We start from the raw sequence: 16,544 nt of genomic DNA, 5'->3' as shown, positions 1-16,544 counted from the left end.
CGGGCGTGGACGTGCACGGAGCGGTGACCGAGGGGTTCGAGCCGGTCAGGGAAGCGTTCGCAGCCAACTTCGAGGTGCTCGGGGACCGCGGCGCGGCCGTCGTCGTCTACCGGGACGGGCACAAGGTCGTCGATCTGTGGGGCGGCACGAAGAACGTAGACGGCACAGACGGGACCGAGCCCTGGGTCCGCGGCACCGCGCAGATCGTGCGCTCGGCGACGAAGGGCGTCGCCGCCGCCGTACTCCTGCTGCTGCATCAGCGCGGGGAGCTCGACCTTCAAGCGCCGGTGGGCGAGTACTGGCCGGAGTTCAAGGCGGCGGGCAAGGAGCGGACGCTGGTGTGGCAGCTGCTTGCGCACCGGGCCGGCGTGCCGGTGCTGGACCGGCCGCTGACGCCCGCCCAGGCCGCGGATCCCGTGGTCGGCGCGGCGGCGGTCGCTGCGCAGGCGCCGGTGTGGGAGCCGGGGACGGACCACGGCTACCACGCGCAGACGTACAGCTGGCTGACCGGTGAGCTGGTCCGGCGGGTCACCGGACGGTCGATCGGCGACCTGGTCGCGGACGAGATCGCCAGGCCGGTCGGCGCGGAGCTGTGGATCGGGCTGCCCGACGGCGAGATACCGCGAGTGGGACGGGTGGGCAAGGTCGAGGCGCCGGAGCGGGCCGGTGGCCTGAAGACCCGCCCGAAGCGTGCCGTGTCGGACGCCTACGCCGACCCGGACTCCCTCACCCGCCGTGCCTTCGGCGCGATCACCCCGCAGCCGGACGAGAACGACCCCGCCTACCGTGCCGCCGTCCTGCCCGCCTCCAACGGCATCGCGACGGCCGACGGTCTGGCCCGTTTCTACGCCTCGCTGATCGGCGAAGTGGACGGCGGGACACGGCTGTTCACGCCGGAGACGGTGGAGCTGGCCCGCGGCGAGCGTTCCGCGGGCCCCGACCGCACCCTCGTCATCAGCACCCGCTTCGGCCTCGGCTACATGCTGCACGGCGCCGCCTCCCCCCTGCTCACCGCCACCTCCTTCGGTCACCCCGGCCGCGGCGGCGCCCTCGGCCTCGCCGACCCGGAGACGGGGATCGCCCTCGGCTACGTCACGAACGGCTTCCGCAAGAGCGTGACGGCGGATCCGAGGGCGCAGGCACTGGTGCGGGCGGTGCGGCAGGCGACGGCCGGGTAGGCCATTCCGGAGCGCTCGGCCGTCACCCGGAGGGCAGCGGGGACAGCGAGGTCGCCCGGAACTGCCAGACCTGCGCCGGGTCCTGCGACCGCAGGGCGGTCAGGTCGGTGCGCGGCGGGTGGATCAGCAGCCGGCTCCCGTCCAGGGCCAGCGCGGTGCCGGGGACCACGACGTGGTAGCCGTACACGGCCTCGTGCAGGGACCACTCGACCGGGACGGCGTTCCCCACGACCGGCTGGTAGGCCTGGCGGGAACCCCCGTAGCCGAGGTAGGAGCCTTCCTTGACGTTGCGGATGGTGGTGTGGCCGTTGGCCAGGGTCTCGACCTCCCACGCCTGACCGCCGCCGGAGTTGGGCGGCAGGATCACGACGGCGCCCTCGGCCTCCTCCAGGGTGAGGAGCTGCCGCCGATAGCGGGAGATCGTGTAGAGCCCGTTGCGCAGAGGTGCGGCCGCGCGTGCGGGGCTCGCGGCTTGGAACAGGGCGGCCAGTCCCAGGGCCGCTACGGTGCCGAGCGCGCCGCGCCGGCCGATGGATCGCTCAGTCATGCCGTGATCGTGGCCCGCCGTCACCGCCCCGGCCCGCCCTGACCCGCTCGGGCGGGCCGATTTCCCTCAGCCGTGTGAGCCCGCCCGGCCCGGTGAACCTCCCTGATCAGGCGTGACTGGATCAGATGCGGATGGATCAGACGTGGATCGGATGCGAGGTGCGCCCCGACGCCGTGTCGATCTCGCCGTGCGCCTTGGTCAGCAGCTGCATGGCGAGTTCGTTGAGCGCACGTGCCGCGGCGATCTCCTCACCGACCCGTGGCTGATTGGGGTCGGTGTGATGCCGGCTGGCGTGCCCGTGGGCCCGTACCTCCGTGCCGTCGGGCAAGCGCACCAGCGCAACCGTCCGGGTGTGGGTCTCGTCCTCCTGGAACTCCATCTCGACATGCCATCCCACTGTGGTGTGCATCATGACGATCACCTCCGGAACACCTGCTTCCAGAGTGCTCCTTCCGGCGTACGGGCGCATCCATGAGCACGTCATGAAGGCGCCTGGGTGACGCCGAGGGTGACGGATGTCGCACACCGGACCGGAGGTCGCCGCCGTCAAAACCGTCACAGTTAACGTCAACAGGGCACAACCTGAAGTATGCGCTGCTGCCTTTCCGCTCCCCTGGCGGTCCTGGCCGCCCTTCCCAGCCCCTGCGACGTCATGCGCTCCGGCGCACTTCTGGCGCCCGCGATGTTCCGCGGTGCCCTCACGCGCGCCCAGCGTGCACGCTTCGCACGCCCCGCTCTCCCCCACCCCGACGCTCTGTCCGCCGTACACCTCGAACTGGTCACCCTCACCGAGGACCGGGCGATCATCACCTGGTTCACCGGCATCCCCGGCACAGACGACGGCTGGGGCCATATGCTCCCCGCCGTCACCGAGGGCGAGGTCGTGTACGGCACGCACCCCGGCCGCCTCAACCGCACCGCTTCCGAAGGCCGACTGACCGCACACCACCAGGTGGAGATCACCGGCCTGGAACCGGGCCAGACGTACTACTACCAGGCCCGTGCCCGCGGTACGGCCGCCACACCCACGCCCCTGCACCTCGTCCGCGGCAACGCGGTCGGCACCAACCTGCACGGCATCGGCTCGCGCGGCGGACCGTACTCCTTCACCACCCCGCAGCCCCCGCCCGGCCGCCACCTGATGTCCATCGCCCTCTGCAACGACCTGCACCTCGGTGAGACCACCGCCGGCCGGGTGGCCGGGGTGCCGATGCTGCGCGGCATCTCCCAGCACCCGGGGCTCGCGCCGTATCCGGAGATCATGGGCCGGGCTCTGGTCGAGGAGGCGCGGCGGCGCGGGGCGGACGTGCTGCTGGCCGCCGGGGACATCTCGGCGGGCGGGGCGCCGCTGGACCTCGCCGAGGCGAGACGGATCCTGGACGGCTTCGGCGTCCATGGGCGGGACTACTTCGTCGTACGCGGGAACCACGACCGTTCCGGGCCCGCCGGAGACACCTTCCGCGACGGTTTCCTGGGCGGCACCGGGCCCGGCTATCTCACCCATGACCTGGGCGGACTGCGGCTGATCGGCCTCGACACCTACGAGAAGCAGGGCAACGGCGGGGACGCGGGCGGGCTCGGGGACGAGCAACTGTCGTGGTTCCGGGCAACGCTGCGGGAGCAGCGGGAGCAGCCCACGCTCGTCTTCGGCCACCACCCGCTGACCGTGCGGGACTCGGTCTTCCCCATGGGGCGCGGGCAGCGCCTGGACCGCCGCCAGGCCCGCTCCATCGTCGAGGCGTACGCCGCCGCGCCCGGCGTCTTCCTCCACCACGCGGGCCACACCCACCGCAACAAGCGCACGGTCCTGACCCACGCGCCGCACGTCACCCAGCAGGAGGTCAGCGCCGTCAAGGACTACCCGGGCGGCTTCTGCCTGCTGCGCATCCACACCGGCGGCTATGCCCTGAACTACTACAAGTGCGGCGGCGACGCGTCCCGCGAGTGGAGCGAGCGCAGCCGTCGCGTCGCCGGGGGCCTGTGGCCGCACCACGCGCTGGGCCGTTCTCCCGCCGACCGCAACAGTGTGCGGGCGCACGACTTGTCCGGGATCACCGTGCCGCGACCGCGGGTGTCAACAGAGGCAGTGGGAGCCTAGACGCTCAGCGTTTGATGACCCGGAACGCGAACTGGCCGCAGTACGTCAGCTTGCGCAGGTTCACCAGGGCCGGGCGGCGCCGGGACTTCTTGGCCCAGGTGTCGATCTCGTTGTTGAGCGGGGACTCCTCGCTCCAGTACCGGCTGTACTCCGGTGCCCGGTCGTCGTAGGAGCGCATGATCAGCGCGATGCCGTCGAGCGAGGGCCGGATCTCCTGAAGGGCGAGCCCGGCCTCCTCGACCAGCACCCGGAAGCCGTACGGCGTGTAGTTCCACAGGCTGTAGGAGTGGTACGGCTCGAACTGCGAGGTGCTCCCGATGAACAGCCCGCCAGGACTCAGCACCCTGCCGATCTCCGCGAGCAGCTCCCGCGGGTGCGAGACATGCTCGAACACCTGGTGGGAGTAGATCAGCGGGACGCGGTCCGAGCGGAAGGGCAGGCGGACGCCGTCGTAGTACAGCACCGGATCACCACCGGGTGTCCGCTGCCGGGCCTCGGGCGAGTCACGGATGTCCACACCCAGCCAGCGCAGTTGCGGGTCGTACCGCCGGAAGAGTGCCGCGGAGGTTCCCCGCCCGCACCCCAGGTCGACCACCCGGTCCGGCCGGCCCGGTGATCTCATCGCCTCGTCCAGGTAGTACCGGGACGTCACCTGACGTGCGTGGTCATCGGGGATGCAGTCCTTCAGGAGCTCCCAGAGAGTCGCCATGCGGCCGATGCTAGGTACTGGGGCGTCATGACGCCCGCAGCATCAGCCCGATCCCCACGACCAGCAGCCCGGCCGCGGCGATCCGCGCGCCCCCGAACCGCTCCTTGAAGAACACGGCGCCGATGGCCGCTCCGACGATGATCGACGACTCTCTCAGCGCGGCGATCGGCGCGAGTGCGGCCCTGGTCTGCGCCCACAGCACCAGTCCGTACGCCGCCACGGACAGCGCGGCGCCCAGCAGCCCGAGTCCGGCGAACGGCCGTAGCAGGGCGACGGTCTGGCGCCCCCAGCGCCGGACGGCGTACGCCGGGACGACCGTCCCCTGAACCGCCATCAGCCACCCGATGTACCCGAGCGGGGACCCCGAGGCCCGTACCCCCAGACCGTCGACCACGGTGTACGCCGCGATGGTCAGCCCGGTCGCCAGGGCGGCGCCGATGGCCGCCCAGTCGGGCCGCCGCCCGCGCAGCCCCCACAGGGCGACGCCGGTGAGCCCGGCACACGACAGGGCGATCCCGGCGGCGGCCCACGCGTCCGGCACCTCATGGGCGAAGACGGCGGCGAGCAGGGTCACGACGAGGGGCGCGCTGCCGCGCGCGAGGGGGTAGGCCTGCCCGAAGTCGCCCAGCCGGAAGGACGTCATCAGCAGCGCGTAGTAGGCGATGTGGATGACGGCGGAGAGGAGGAGATACGGCCATGCGCCCGCCGCCGGTACCGCCGCGAACGGGATGATGCCCAGCCCGATCAGCACACCGCCGCCCGCGATCAGCGTGAACCCGACCAGCTTGTCGGTGATCCGGTGGGCGATGGCGTTCCAGCCGGCGTGGGTGACGGCCGCGAGCAGGACCGCGGCGGTGACCAGAGGGGTCACCCGGTCTGCTCGCGCACGTCCACGAGGGTGCCGCCCGCGTGGGCGATCAGCGTCTTGGGCTCCATGGGGAAGACGGTGTGCGGGGTTCCGGCCGCGGCCCAGACCAGATCGTGGTCGAGGAGGGAGCGGTCGGCGAGCACCCGGGTCTTCGTACGATGCCCGAAGGGCGGTACGCCGCCGATCGCGTACCCGGTGAACTCGCGTACGACGTCCACCTTGGCCCGCGTGACCTTCTCGGCCCCGAGCTCCTCGCGGACGCGCTCCAGATCGACCCGCGACGCGCCGTCCATCAGCACCAGCACCGGCACTCCGTCCGCCGCGAAGATGAGCGACTTGCAGATCTGACTGAGCTCACACCCGATGGCCGCGGCGGCCTCGGCGGCGGTCCGGGTGGCGTCCGGGAACCGGCGGATCTCGCCGTGCAGATGGTCGAGCCCCAGCTCCCGCAGGGCGTCGGCGAATCGGGGGTGGGCTCCGGAGTCTTCGGTGGCGGAGGTCGTCATGGGCGGCACGCTAGCTCACCACATGGGAAGCCGGTGAGGGCACCCGTCCCCACGGACCCTCACCGGCTGGTCTTGATCAGAAGCGGTACGTCAGACGCGTACCAGCTCCCTGTCCTCGTCGGGATCGACGTCCTTCGAGTGGTCCTTCAGCCCCTCGCCCTCGACGTCCACGTTCGGCAGCGCGCGGTCCAGCCACTTCGGCAGCCACCAGGCCTTCTTGCCGAGCAGCGCGAGGACCGCCGGGACGATGGCCATCCGGACGACGAACGCGTCGAAGAAGACCGCGATCGCGAGGCCGAAGCCGATCATCTTGACCATCGACTCGCTGGAGCCGATGAAGCCCGCGAAGACCGCCATCATGATCACCGCGGCGGCGGTCACCACCCGGGCACCGTGCTTGAAGCCCGTCACCACGGCCTGGCTCGGCTTCTCGCCGTGGACGTACGCCTCCCGCATCCGGGTCACGAGGAACACCTCGTAGTCCATCGCGAGGCCGAAGACCACGCCGACCATGAAGATCGGCATCATCGACATGATCGGGCCGGTCTCCTCGACGCCCATCAGGCCGGCCAGCCAGCCCCACTGGAAGACCGCGACCACGGCGCCCAGCGCCGCCAGCACGCTCAGCAGGAAGCCGAGGGCCGCCTTCAGCGGGACCAGGATCGAGCGGAAGACCGCGATGAGGAGCAGGAAGGCGAGGCCCACCACCAGCGCCAGATACGGGACCAGCGCGTCGTTCATCTTCTGCGAGAAGTCGATGTTCATGGCGGTGCTGCCGGTGACCAGCACATCGGCGTCCGTGTCGCCCTTGATCACCGTGCCCTGGTCACGGATGGAGTGGACGAGGTCCTCGGTCTGCGTCGACGAGGGCTTGGAGTCGGGGACCACGGTGATGGTGAAGGTGTCCCCGGCCTTGTTGAACGCCGCCGGGCTCACCGACACGACACCGTCCAGGTCCTTGATGTCGTCGATCGTCGTCTGCGCGACCGCCTTCGGGTCGTCGCTGTTCTTGGCGTCGCCCGCGATCATCAGCGGCCCGTTGAAGCCGGGCCCGAAGCCCTCGGAGAGGAGGTCGTACGCCCGTCGCTGGGTCGTGGACGTGGGCTGTGAGCCGTCGTCCCCCAGGCCCAGTTCCAGCGAGCTGACCGGGACCGCGGCGACTCCGAGGCCGATGACGCCGAAGAGGAGGACGGCGACGGGACGGCGTACGACGAAGCTCGCCCAGCGCGTGCCCATGTTCGGCCTGGCCTGCGCCGCCGCGAACTTCCGGCGGCCGAAGAGCTTGCTCTTCTCGCCCGCCGGCTGGACCTTGCGGCCCGCGTATCCGAGCAGCGCCGGCATCATCGTCAGCGCGATCAGTACGGCGATGACGACCGTGGCCGCCGCCGCGAAGCCCATCTTCGTCAGCATCGGGATGTTGACGACGGCGAGTCCGGCCAGGGCGATCACGACGGTGAGGCCCGCGAAGACCACCGCGGAGCCGGCCGTGCCGACCGCCCGGCCGACCGCTTCCTCGCGGTCGCGGCCCTCGGCGAGTTCGGCCCGGTAGCGGGAGACGATGAACAGCGCGTAGTCGATGCCCACCGCGAGGCCGATCATCATGGCCAGGGTGGAGGTGGTGGAGCCGAGTTCGAGGGTCTTGGCGAGGGCCGTGATGCCCGAGACGCCGATTCCCACGCCGATGAGCGCCGTCAGCAGCGGCAGCCCGGCCGCGACCAGGGATCCCAGGGTGATGACGAGGACGACGGCGGCGATGGCGATACCGATGATCTCGGTGGAGCCGGTCTCAGGCGTGGCCTGGAGCGCGTCACCCCCGACCTCGACGGTCAGCCCGGCGTCCCGCGCGTCCTGCGCGGCATCCTCCAGGGCTTCCTTGGAGGCGTCCTTCAGCTCCATGCCGGAGACGTCGTACGACACCGACGCATAGGCGACCGTCCCGTCCTTGCTGACCGCGTCGGCCTTGAAGGGGTCGGCGACGGAGGTGACCTCGGAGCCGTCGGACAGCTCCTGGACGGTCTTCTCGACGGTCGCCTTGTTGGCGGCGTCGGTCATCTTCTCCCCGTCGGGCGCCTGGAAGACGACCCGTGCGGTCGCGCCGTCGGCGCTGGTGCCGGGGAAGCGTTCGTCCAGCAGGTCGAAGGCCTTCTGGGCCTCGGTGCCGGGGATCGAGAAGGAGGAGGAGCCCGCAGCGGGCGCGCTTGCAGCGCCCACACCCGCGAGCGTCAACAGCGCCACCCATATCAGGGCGACGAAGTGGCGTCGCCTGAAGGCGAGCCGGCCGAGTTTGTAGAGGAACGAAGCCACGAGGGCGTACTCCCGGTCAGGTCGTGGGATGTAGGGCCTGGGTCGGAATCCCGGCCGGATCAGCGCGCGTCGTCCGGTGCGTGCGATCGCAAGGCGCCGAAGCACTCTCGTGGCGGAGCCACGTGGGCGTTTCGGCAACGCGGCGAGCGTGCGTGCCGGGCGGCGGGCGCCCGGCCGGGGTTCCGACCCAGGCCCTGGGGCAGGGGTGATCAGCCCTGGTGGGTGGCAGGGGTGATCGGCCCGACGACGTGAGCGGTTACGTCAGGTGTGGGCTAACTGCGGGGAATCACTGGGAGGCGGACACGCCGAGGGCAGGGAGGACCACGGCGTCGATGTACGAAAGGAGGAAAGCCTGTGTCGGCGGCTGTTCGTCGATCAGTGTGCAGGCAGCGAAGGCGCCGATCATCATGTGCACCATGTAGTCGATCGCCGGGTTGTCCGGGCGAACCTCGCCCCGGTCGATACCCCGCTGCACCAGGCTCTTGAACTCCGCCATTTCCGGCTCGACGAGATGTTCCCGGAACGCCGACAGGAGGTCCGGGTTGCCGTGCATGGCCATGGCCAGACCCCGCATCAGCGCGGAGTTCCGCTCCATCTCGCAGTCGTCCGAGCGCATCGTCATGGCGTGCAGGTCGCCTTTGAGCGACCCGGTGTCGACCTCGTCGATGGCACCGCTCGGCTTCTTGTTGTGTCGTACCGCTCTCGCCACCAGCTCGGCCTTGCCGCCCCACTGGCGGTAGAGGGTCGCCTTGCTGGATCGGGTACGGGTGGCCACGGCGTCCATGGTCAGGGCGTCGTAACCGACCTCCCGGAGGAGATCGAGCACGGCCGTGTACAGCTCGGCCTCGCGCTCGGGGGTGATCCGACTGCGACGCGGCACTGCGACCTCAGTCATGCTTCACACCTCTTCCCCACCTGGGAACGACACGGTTTCGTACGAGACGAATGTAGCGCACCCTTCCGCGAAACGAAACCGTTTCGTACGTGTGCTGGGTCACGCACGCCGATTTCTCATAAGTTGCTCCGGTCCATCCCCCGGAAAAGCATGGGGAGGTGAGCTATCTGCGCCTGCCGCACCTGAGCGGCGACCTGCTGTGCTTCGTGACCGAGGACGACCTGTGGCTGGCCCCCCTCGACGGCCCCGGCCGCGCCTGGCGCCTCACCGTCGACCGCACCAAGGCCGGCCACCCCCGCTTCTCGCCGGACGGCCGCCACATCGCGTACTCGACCTGGCGCAGCCTCGTCCCCGAGATCCACACCGTCCCCGTGGACGGCGGCCCCGGCAGACAGCTCACCTACTGGGGCTCCGCCGACACCCGCGTCTGCGGCTGGACACCCCCCGACAAGGACGACCACAGCACGATCCTCGCCGTCGCCTCACACGGCGAACCCTTCTCCTATTTCACCTGGGCCTACAAGGTCACCCCCGACGGCGCCCCCGGCCGCAAGCTCCCCTGGGGCCCGGTCTCCGACATCCAGGTCGCCGACCTCGACGGCGAGCGCAGGACCCTGCTCCTCACCGGCACCCCGCCGCACGAACCGGCCGCCTGGAAGCGCTACCGCGGCGGCGCCATGGGCCGCCTCTGGCTGCACGGCGACCGGCTCCTCGCGGACCTCGGCGGCCACCTCGACTCCCCCATGTTCGTCGGCGGCCGGATCGCCTTCCTCTCCGACCACGAGGGCGTCGGCAACCTCTACTCGTGCGCGTACGACGGCTCCGGTCTGCGCCGCCACACCGACCATGACGCCTTCTACGCCCGGCACGCCGCGAGCGACGGCACGCGCGTGGTCTACCAGTGCGCCGGCGATCTGTGGATCGTCGACGACCTGACCGCGGACTCGGCGCCGCGCAGGCTCGACGTACGTCTGAGCGGACCGCGCGCGGGCCGCCGTAGGTACCAGGTGCCCGCCGCCCAGCACGTGGACGGCATCTCGGTCGACGAGACGGGCCGCGCGAGCGCGGTGGTCGTGCGCGGCAGCCTGTACTGGCTGACCCACCGGGACGGCCCGGCCCGCACGATCACCGACACTCCGGGCGTACGGGTCCGGCTCCCGGAGATGCTCGGCAAGGTCGGCCAGGTCGCGTACGTCACGGACGCGGAGGGCGAGGACGCCGTCGAGATCGCGTACCTGCCGCGGGCGACGGGCGACCGCGAACCGCGCCGACTCGCCTCCGGCGATCTCGGCCGGGTCCTGGAGCTGGTGTCGGACCCGCAGGGCGAGCGCCTGGCGATCGCCGCGCACGACGGACGGGTGCTGCTGATCACTGTGTCCACTGATGCGGCTACCGCCGAGGGGACGGAGGATTCCGGGGGCACCTCCGGGACGAAGCCCGGGGGAGGCGAGGTCACCGAGCTGATCCGGTCGATCAACGGCCCGGTGCGGGACCTGGCCTTCTCCCCGGACGGCGCCTGGCTGACCTGGTCGCACCCGGGGATCGGCCGCTCGCTCCGCCAGATCAAGATGGCGAGGATCAAGGACCGTTTCATCGTCGACGTCACCAACGGCCGCTTCGAGGACGAGAACCCGGTGTTCACGAGGGACGGCCGCTATCTGGCCTTCCTCTCCTGGCGGGGCTTCGACCCGGTGTACGACGTCCACACCGGCGACCTCTCCTTCCCCCTCGGCTGCCGCCCCTACCTGGTCCCCCTCTCCTCGGCCACCCCCTCCCCCTTCGCCGTGAACCCGGAGGGCCGCCCGGCGGCGGGCGGACTGGACCCGGTGGAGGACGACGAAGGCGGCGACGGCGCGGTGACGGTGGAGGTGGAGGGCCTGGAGAGCAGGGTGACCCCCTTCCCGGTCACCGCCTCCAAGTACTCGGCGCTGTATCCGGTCGCGGGCGGCGGCCTGGTCTGGCTGCGCTGGCCGATCTCGGGCGCCCTCGGCGAGACGTTCGTGAACCCCGACGACACCAGCGGCCGCCCCACCCTCGAGTACTTCAACATCACCAAGGCGAAGAAGTCCGAACTGGTCGAGCACCTGGACTGGTTCGCGGTGAGCGGCGACGGCAGCCGCCTGGTCGTGGTGGACGAGGGCGAACTGCGGGCCGTGCCCTCCACCGAATCCGGCGACGGCGACACGACCGTCTGGATCGACCTGCGCCGCATCCTCCACGAGGTCGACCCGGGCGCCGAGTGGCGCCAGTCGTACGAGGAGGCGGGCCGGCTGATCTGCGCGTACTTCTGGGAGCCGGGGATGTGCGGCATCGACTGGGAGGGCGTGCTGGAGCAGTACCGCCCACTCGTCGAACGGGTCGCTTCCCCCGACGAGTTCGCGGACCTGCTCCGCGAGGTACTGGGCGAGCTCGGCACCTCCCACGCCTACGTCTCGGCGGCCCGCCGCAACGAAGGCCCGCCGCACTATCAGCGCTGGCAGGGCCTGCTGGGCGCCAACTTCGCATGCAGGGACGGCGGTTGGACGGTCAAGCGCATCCTGCCCGGCGACTCCTCGGACTCCAAGGCCCGCTCCCCGCTCGCCGGCACCGGCATCCGGGAGGGCGCGGTCCTCACCCACGTCGACGGCCGCCCCGTGGACCCGGAGACGGGCCCGTACCCCCTCCTTGCCGGAGCAGGCGGTACGACGGTGGAGCTGACGTTCACCCCGGCGGAGGGCGAAGGCCGCTCACGCCGGGTCGCCGTGGTCCCGCTGCTCGACGAACGCCCCCTGCGCTACCAGGACTGGGTGGCCAAACGCCGTGCGGTCGTACGGGAGTTGAGCGGCGGTCGCTGCGGCTACCTCCACATCCCCGACATGGGCGGCTCCGGCTGGGCCCAGTTCAACCGCGACCTGCGCATGGAGGTGTCGAGACCGGCCCTCATCGTCGACGTACGCGGCAACGCGGGCGGCCACATCAGCGAACTCGTCGTGGAGAAGCTCACCCGCGTCATCCTCGGCTGGGACCTGACGAGAAACGCCCAGCCCGTGTCGTACGCCTCGAACGCCCCGAGAGGCCCGGTCGTGGCCCTCGCCGACGAGGCGACGTCCTCCGACGGCGACATGATCACGGCAGCGTTCAAGCTGCTCAAACTGGGCCCGGTGGTCGGCCAACGCACCTGGGGCGGAGTGGTCGGCATGACCGGCCGCCACCGCCTCGGCGACGGAACGGTCATCACCGTCCCCATGAACGCCGCCTGGTTCGACGCCTACGGCTGGTCCGTCGAGAACCACGGCGTCACCCCGGACCTGGAAATCCTCCGCACCCCACTGGACTGGGCAGAGGGCCGCCACGCCCAACTGGACGACGCGGTACAGCTGGCACTGGACCTACTCCAGACAGCACCTCCGGCAACACCCCCGGACTACTCACACGTACCGGACCACTCAAGACCGAAATTGCCGCCGAGGTCTTGAAGAGGGTCAAGCTGACGCCCCTTTAGGGGCGCGGGGAACTGCGCGACAAGCCCCCACCGGCCGACAGCCGACAACACACCCGCACCCCGCGGGGAAACGCAAACGTGGGGCGCCCCAAACCACAGGGCACCCCACGTCAACGGCTAAAGCCGAGCGCAGCGGCTACGCGTCGTAGTCCTGGCTGAGACGGTCCTCTTCCTCCCGCTGGAGGCGCTCCATCTCCTCGTCACGCGGCCGGCCACTGCGCTGGGGGTCCTGCTCACGCCCCCGCTCCTCGCGCGGGCGGCCATGCTCCTCGCGCTGGCGGCCCTGCTGGGCCTTCTCCTTGGCCTGCTGCTGCCACTGCTCGGACTTGTCCTGGAACTGGTCCTTCATACCCATGTGGATTCACTCCCGAAATGGGTGAGGGGAATCGGGCTCGACCAGATTCACACGCGTGGTGACGCAACGCATGTCGATCAGTTACGCCGCGTAGCCCTCTCCTGCTCATCGGCGGAGCCACCCGCACCGACAAGCCCCGTCCGCATGCCCTCGACGCGATGGGCGAACCTCTTCATCTCCCGTTGCCCCACGGCCCCGATGACCCCCGGCAGATACCCCCGCACGCCCTGCATCCCCCGCAGCCACCACTGCCCGTACACATGGCTCGACCGCCGCTCGATCCCGGCGACGATCCGGTCCACCGCGGGACCCAGCGGATACGTCTTGTTGGCGGGCCACGGCAGCCGCTGCCTCAACTCCCGCATCACATCGTCCTGATCGGCCCCGCGCACCATGTCCGTGTCGGTCCACGACAGATACCCGACCCCGACCTTCACGCCCTGGTACCCGACCTCGGCCCGCAGACTGTGCGCGTACGCCTCGACACCCGACTTCGACGCGCAGTACGCGGTCATCATCGGCGCCGGAGTGATCGCGGCGAGGGAGGCGATCTGGAGCAGATAGCCGCGGCTCTCCCGCAGCACCGGCAGGAAGGCGCGGGCCGTCACCGCGGACCCGATGAGATTGACCTCGATCACCCGCCGCCAGGCATCCGGATCGGAGTCCGCGAACGGACCGCCGGTCGCCACACCCGCGTTGGCGACCACGATGTCGACCTTCCCGAACCGCTCCTTGACCTCGTCCGCCACCCGCGCCATCGCCACGTGGTCGGTGACATCGGCGTACCAGTGGTCGCTGTCGCCGTGCAGCCGCTCGGAGACCTGCTTGAGCGCGTCCGGCTCGAGACCGACCAGCGCGATCCGCGCCCCGCGCGCGGACAACTTCCGGGCGAGCAGTTCGCCGACGCCCCGCGCGGCCCCGGTGACGACCGCGACCTGCCCCTCCAGGCTCACCCTGCTCATGCGCCCTCCTTGACCTGCGCGTACGTCATGACGAGTTCCCGTATCTTCCCGGTGACCAGCTGGGGCGCCTCGATCGGCGTCATATGGCCGAGCCCCGGCAGCTCGGTGATCCCGACGCAGTTCGGCAGCGCGGCGACCAGCGAGCGGGCCTGCACGACCGGCGTCAACCGGTCCGCCGTACCGACGACGACTGCGGCCGGCACCGCCAACTCCCGTACGCCGTGGCCGAGATCGAGCAGATCCAGCACCTGCGACCAGGCGTACCGCACCTTCCGTGGACACGCGTGCACGATCCGCGCGCACGCCTCGACCATGTGCGGGGCCGAACCCGGGCCCATCGTCCCGTACTTGAGGATCCGCCGGGCGAGCGGCGTGACCGGTCCGAGGGGCGCCCGGGAGCCGAGTACCCGCCGGGTCAGCGCGGTCCTCATCCGTCCGGCCCGCATCGGTACGACCGTCGACTCGGCGACCAGCCGCGACGCACCCGTACTGCACAGCAGCACCGCCACCGCATGCTCCCGGAACCCGGCCCGCGCGGACGCGGCCAGCACCGTCATCCCGCCCATGGAGTGCCCGACGATCACGGCCTTCTCCCCCGGCGCGAGCGTTGCTCCGAGTACGGCTTCGAGGTCGTCGGCGAGCGCATCCGTACTGCACGCGGGGCTCGCCGGACTACGTCCGTGGCCGCGCTGGTCGTAGGCGATGACCCGGTGATCGGCGGCCAGTTCGCGTATCTGGGCCGCCCAGAAGGCGGTCGAGCAGGTCCAGCCGTGGGCGAGGACGACGGCGGGCGCGTCCTTGGGGCCGTGCACCTCGACGTGCAGCCGGGCGCCGTCGGCCGAGACGGCGGTGAGCTCGCGGACGGGGACGGGCGGGGCGTACGGTCCGGACGCCACGTGCATCAGGCGGCTCATGCATCGACCTCGGTGTTCTGCTCGGAGGGCTCGGTGTTCTGCTCGGAGGGCTCGGTCTTGTTCTTCTCTGAGGGCTCGGCCTTGTTCTTCTCGACGGGATCGGCCTTCTTCTCGTCGGACGCCCGCAGGAGTTCGTACTCCCCCAGATCCACCCGCCGCGTCGCCCGCCGGAACTCGGTCGTCGTGCCCGGCCAGATGGTGGTGTTGCGGCCACTTGCGTCCAGGTACCAACTGGTGCAGCCGCCCGTGTTCCACACCGTGCGCTGCATGCGCTCCTGAACCTGGTCGTTCCAGGCCTGCACGGCATCCGCCCGGGCGTCGAGGGCGGCGCGACCGCCGAGCACGTCCAACTGCCGTACGAAGTCGGCCATGTAGTTCAGCTGGGACTCGATCATCAGGATCATCGACGAGTTCCCCAGCCCCGTATTGGGCCCGATGATGGTCATCCAGTTGGGGAACCCGGCCGCCGAGGCCCCCCGCAGCGACTGCATCCCCGTCTTCCAGGTCTCGGCGAGCGTCCGCCCGTCCGCGCCCACCACCCGCTCGGCGATGGGCATGTCGGTGACGTGGAAGCCGGTCCCGAAGACGATCGCGTCGACCTCGGCCTCGCTGCCGTCCGCGGCGACCAGGGTGGAACCCCTGATTTCACTGAGCCCGCTCGCGACGACGTCGACATTGGGCCGGGCGAGCGCCGGGTAGTAGTCGCTCGACAGCAGGATCCGCTTGCAGCCGATGCGGTAGTCGGGAGTGAGTTTGGCGCGCAGGGCCGGGTCCTTGATGGCGCGGCCCATGTTGCGTTTGGCCAACTGCTCGACCATGCCGAGCTCGTTGGGGCGCTTGGTGAACGCCTGGACCTGCAACTCCCGTAGGCCCCACAGCAGTCCACGACGGGCCTGGGCGGTGATGGGCAGCTGCTTGTGGAGCCAGCGCTCCGCGCCGCTGATCGCCCGGTCGACGCGGGGCATCACCCATGGCGGGGTGCGCTGGAAGAGGGTGAGCTTCTCGGCGAGGGGCTGAACGGCCGGCACGATCTGGATGGCCGACGCGCCCGTCCCGACCATGGCGACCCGCTTGCCGCGCAGGTCGTAGTCGTGGTCCCAGCGGGCCGAGTGGAAGACCTTGCCGGGGAAGGAGTCGAGCCCCGGGATGTCCGGGATCCTGGGGTCGGACAACGGCCCGGTGGCGGAGATGACGATGTCCGCGGAGAGCGACCCTCCCCCAGTGCCGAAAGCCCGGGAGGTGCCCCCACTCGTCTCGATGTCCCAGCACAGCCGCTCGCTGTTCCAGGTCATGCGCTTGACCTCGGAGTTGAAGCGGATGTGGGGCCGCAGCCGGAAGACGTCGGCCACGTGCTCCAGGTAGGCGCGGATGTGCCGCTGTCCGGAGAAGGTGCGGGGCCAGTCCGGGTTGGGCGCGAAGGAGAACGAATAGAGATGGGACGGCACATCGCACGCGCACCCCGGATAGCTGTTGTCCCGCCAGGTGCCGCCGACGCTGTCGGCCCGCTCCAGGACGACGAAGTCGGTGACACCCTCGCGCCGCAGCCGTACGGCCGCCCCGAGCCCGCCGAATCCGGACCCGACCACCGCCACCCGCACATGCCTGTGCTCGTGCTCGGCCATCTTGCCTCCACACTCCGCTCCGCGACTCTGCCAGTGAACACTGGCGCAATGGGAGCGTAGAGCAGCGCCGTACTGATGGGTAGGGGTAGGGAAGAAGGAAGTTAC

14 protein-coding genes are annotated in these 16,544 nt (G+C 70.7%); 3 read left to right on the top strand and 11 right to left on the bottom strand.

The window, feature by feature from the left end; translation table 11 throughout:
* Positions 1 to 5 precede the first annotated feature (5 nt).
* Positions 6 to 1,178 (top strand): serine hydrolase domain-containing protein, encoded by a 1,173-nt coding sequence (locus tag ACIHFB_RS33555; RefSeq protein WP_365276319.1) that lies wholly within the window; start codon positions 6 to 8, stop codon positions 1,176 to 1,178.
* 22 nt (positions 1,179 to 1,200) lie between these two features.
* On the opposite strand, the gene ACIHFB_RS33550 is transcribed toward ACIHFB_RS33555, so the two are convergent.
* Both ACIHFB_RS33550 and ACIHFB_RS33545 read right to left on the bottom strand, forming a co-directional pair.
* Entirely contained in the window at positions 1,201 to 1,725 is a 525-nt protein-coding gene (locus ACIHFB_RS33550) for a hypothetical protein (protein ID WP_365276316.1), read from the bottom strand.
* Between the two features lie 136 nt (positions 1,726 to 1,861).
* Positions 1,862 to 2,137, bottom strand: coding sequence for a DUF1876 domain-containing protein (locus ACIHFB_RS33545; protein WP_365276313.1), 276 nt, complete (start codon positions 2,135 to 2,137; stop codon positions 1,862 to 1,864).
* A 177-nt stretch (positions 2,138 to 2,314) separates the two neighbouring features.
* Here ACIHFB_RS33545 and ACIHFB_RS33540 point away from each other — a divergent pair, with 177 nt between their 5' ends.
* Complete coding sequence (locus ACIHFB_RS33540; protein ID WP_365276310.1) at positions 2,315 to 3,823, top strand: metallophosphoesterase family protein; 1,509 nt, start codon at positions 2,315 to 2,317, stop codon at positions 3,821 to 3,823.
* Positions 3,824 to 3,827: 4 nt separating this feature from the next.
* On the opposite strand, the gene ACIHFB_RS33535 is transcribed toward ACIHFB_RS33540, so the two are convergent.
* The 5 genes from ACIHFB_RS33535 to ACIHFB_RS33515 form a co-directional block, all read right to left on the bottom strand.
* A complete protein-coding gene (locus ACIHFB_RS33535) occupies positions 3,828 to 4,532 on the bottom strand; it encodes a class I SAM-dependent methyltransferase (protein ID WP_365276307.1) in 705 nt (234 codons plus the stop codon).
* 25 nt (positions 4,533 to 4,557) lie between these two features.
* The gene (locus ACIHFB_RS33530) at positions 4,558 to 5,403 is read right to left on the bottom strand and encodes an EamA family transporter (protein WP_400128903.1); all 846 of its coding nucleotides are present in this window, start codon (positions 5,401 to 5,403) and stop codon (positions 4,558 to 4,560) included.
* Complete coding sequence (locus tag ACIHFB_RS33525; protein WP_365276301.1) at positions 5,400 to 5,906, bottom strand: YbaK/EbsC family protein; 507 nt, start codon at positions 5,904 to 5,906, stop codon at positions 5,400 to 5,402. The genes ACIHFB_RS33530 and ACIHFB_RS33525 overlap by 4 nt, the downstream gene beginning before the upstream one ends.
* A gap of 90 nt (positions 5,907 to 5,996) precedes the next feature.
* Positions 5,997 to 8,210, bottom strand: a complete 2,214-nt coding sequence (locus ACIHFB_RS33520) for an MMPL family transporter (RefSeq protein ID WP_365276298.1) — start codon at positions 8,208 to 8,210, stop codon at positions 5,997 to 5,999.
* Between the two features lie 286 nt (positions 8,211 to 8,496).
* A complete protein-coding gene (locus ACIHFB_RS33515; RefSeq protein ID WP_365276295.1) occupies positions 8,497 to 9,105 on the bottom strand; it encodes a TetR/AcrR family transcriptional regulator in 609 nt (202 codons plus the stop codon).
* 158 nt (positions 9,106 to 9,263) lie between these two features.
* Between ACIHFB_RS33515 and ACIHFB_RS33510 the strand changes: the two genes are divergently transcribed.
* Positions 9,264 to 12,560, top strand: a complete 3,297-nt coding sequence (locus tag ACIHFB_RS33510) for a S41 family peptidase (RefSeq protein WP_365276292.1) — start codon at positions 9,264 to 9,266, stop codon at positions 12,558 to 12,560.
* 162 nt (positions 12,561 to 12,722) lie between these two features.
* Here ACIHFB_RS33510 and ACIHFB_RS33505 read toward each other — a convergent pair whose 3' ends face one another.
* From ACIHFB_RS33505 to ACIHFB_RS33490, 4 genes are all read right to left on the bottom strand, one after another.
* Positions 12,723 to 12,941 carry a hypothetical protein gene (locus ACIHFB_RS33505; RefSeq protein ID WP_365276289.1) on the bottom strand — a complete coding sequence of 73 codons (219 nt, stop codon included), beginning with the start codon at positions 12,939 to 12,941 and terminating at the stop codon, positions 12,723 to 12,725.
* A 77-nt stretch (positions 12,942 to 13,018) separates the two neighbouring features.
* A complete protein-coding gene (locus ACIHFB_RS33500; protein ID WP_365276286.1) occupies positions 13,019 to 13,903 on the bottom strand; it encodes an SDR family oxidoreductase in 885 nt (294 codons plus the stop codon).
* Positions 13,900 to 14,817, bottom strand: a complete 918-nt coding sequence (locus ACIHFB_RS33495) for an alpha/beta hydrolase (protein WP_365276283.1) — start codon at positions 14,815 to 14,817, stop codon at positions 13,900 to 13,902. Before ACIHFB_RS33495 ends, ACIHFB_RS33500 begins: the two co-directional genes overlap by 4 nt.
* Positions 14,814 to 16,439: an NAD(P)/FAD-dependent oxidoreductase gene (locus ACIHFB_RS33490; protein WP_365276280.1), complete on the bottom strand. Its 1,626-nt coding sequence runs from the start codon at positions 16,437 to 16,439 to the stop codon at positions 14,814 to 14,816. Before ACIHFB_RS33490 ends, ACIHFB_RS33495 begins: the two co-directional genes overlap by 4 nt.
* Positions 16,440 to 16,544: the final 105 nt, after the last annotated feature.

Origin of the sequence: Streptomyces sp. NPDC051963 (genome assembly GCF_044593495.1) — a bacterium.
GTDB lineage: Bacteria > Actinomycetota > Actinomycetes > Streptomycetales > Streptomycetaceae > Streptomyces.
This window is presented reverse-complemented; position numbering and strand designations above follow the sequence as displayed.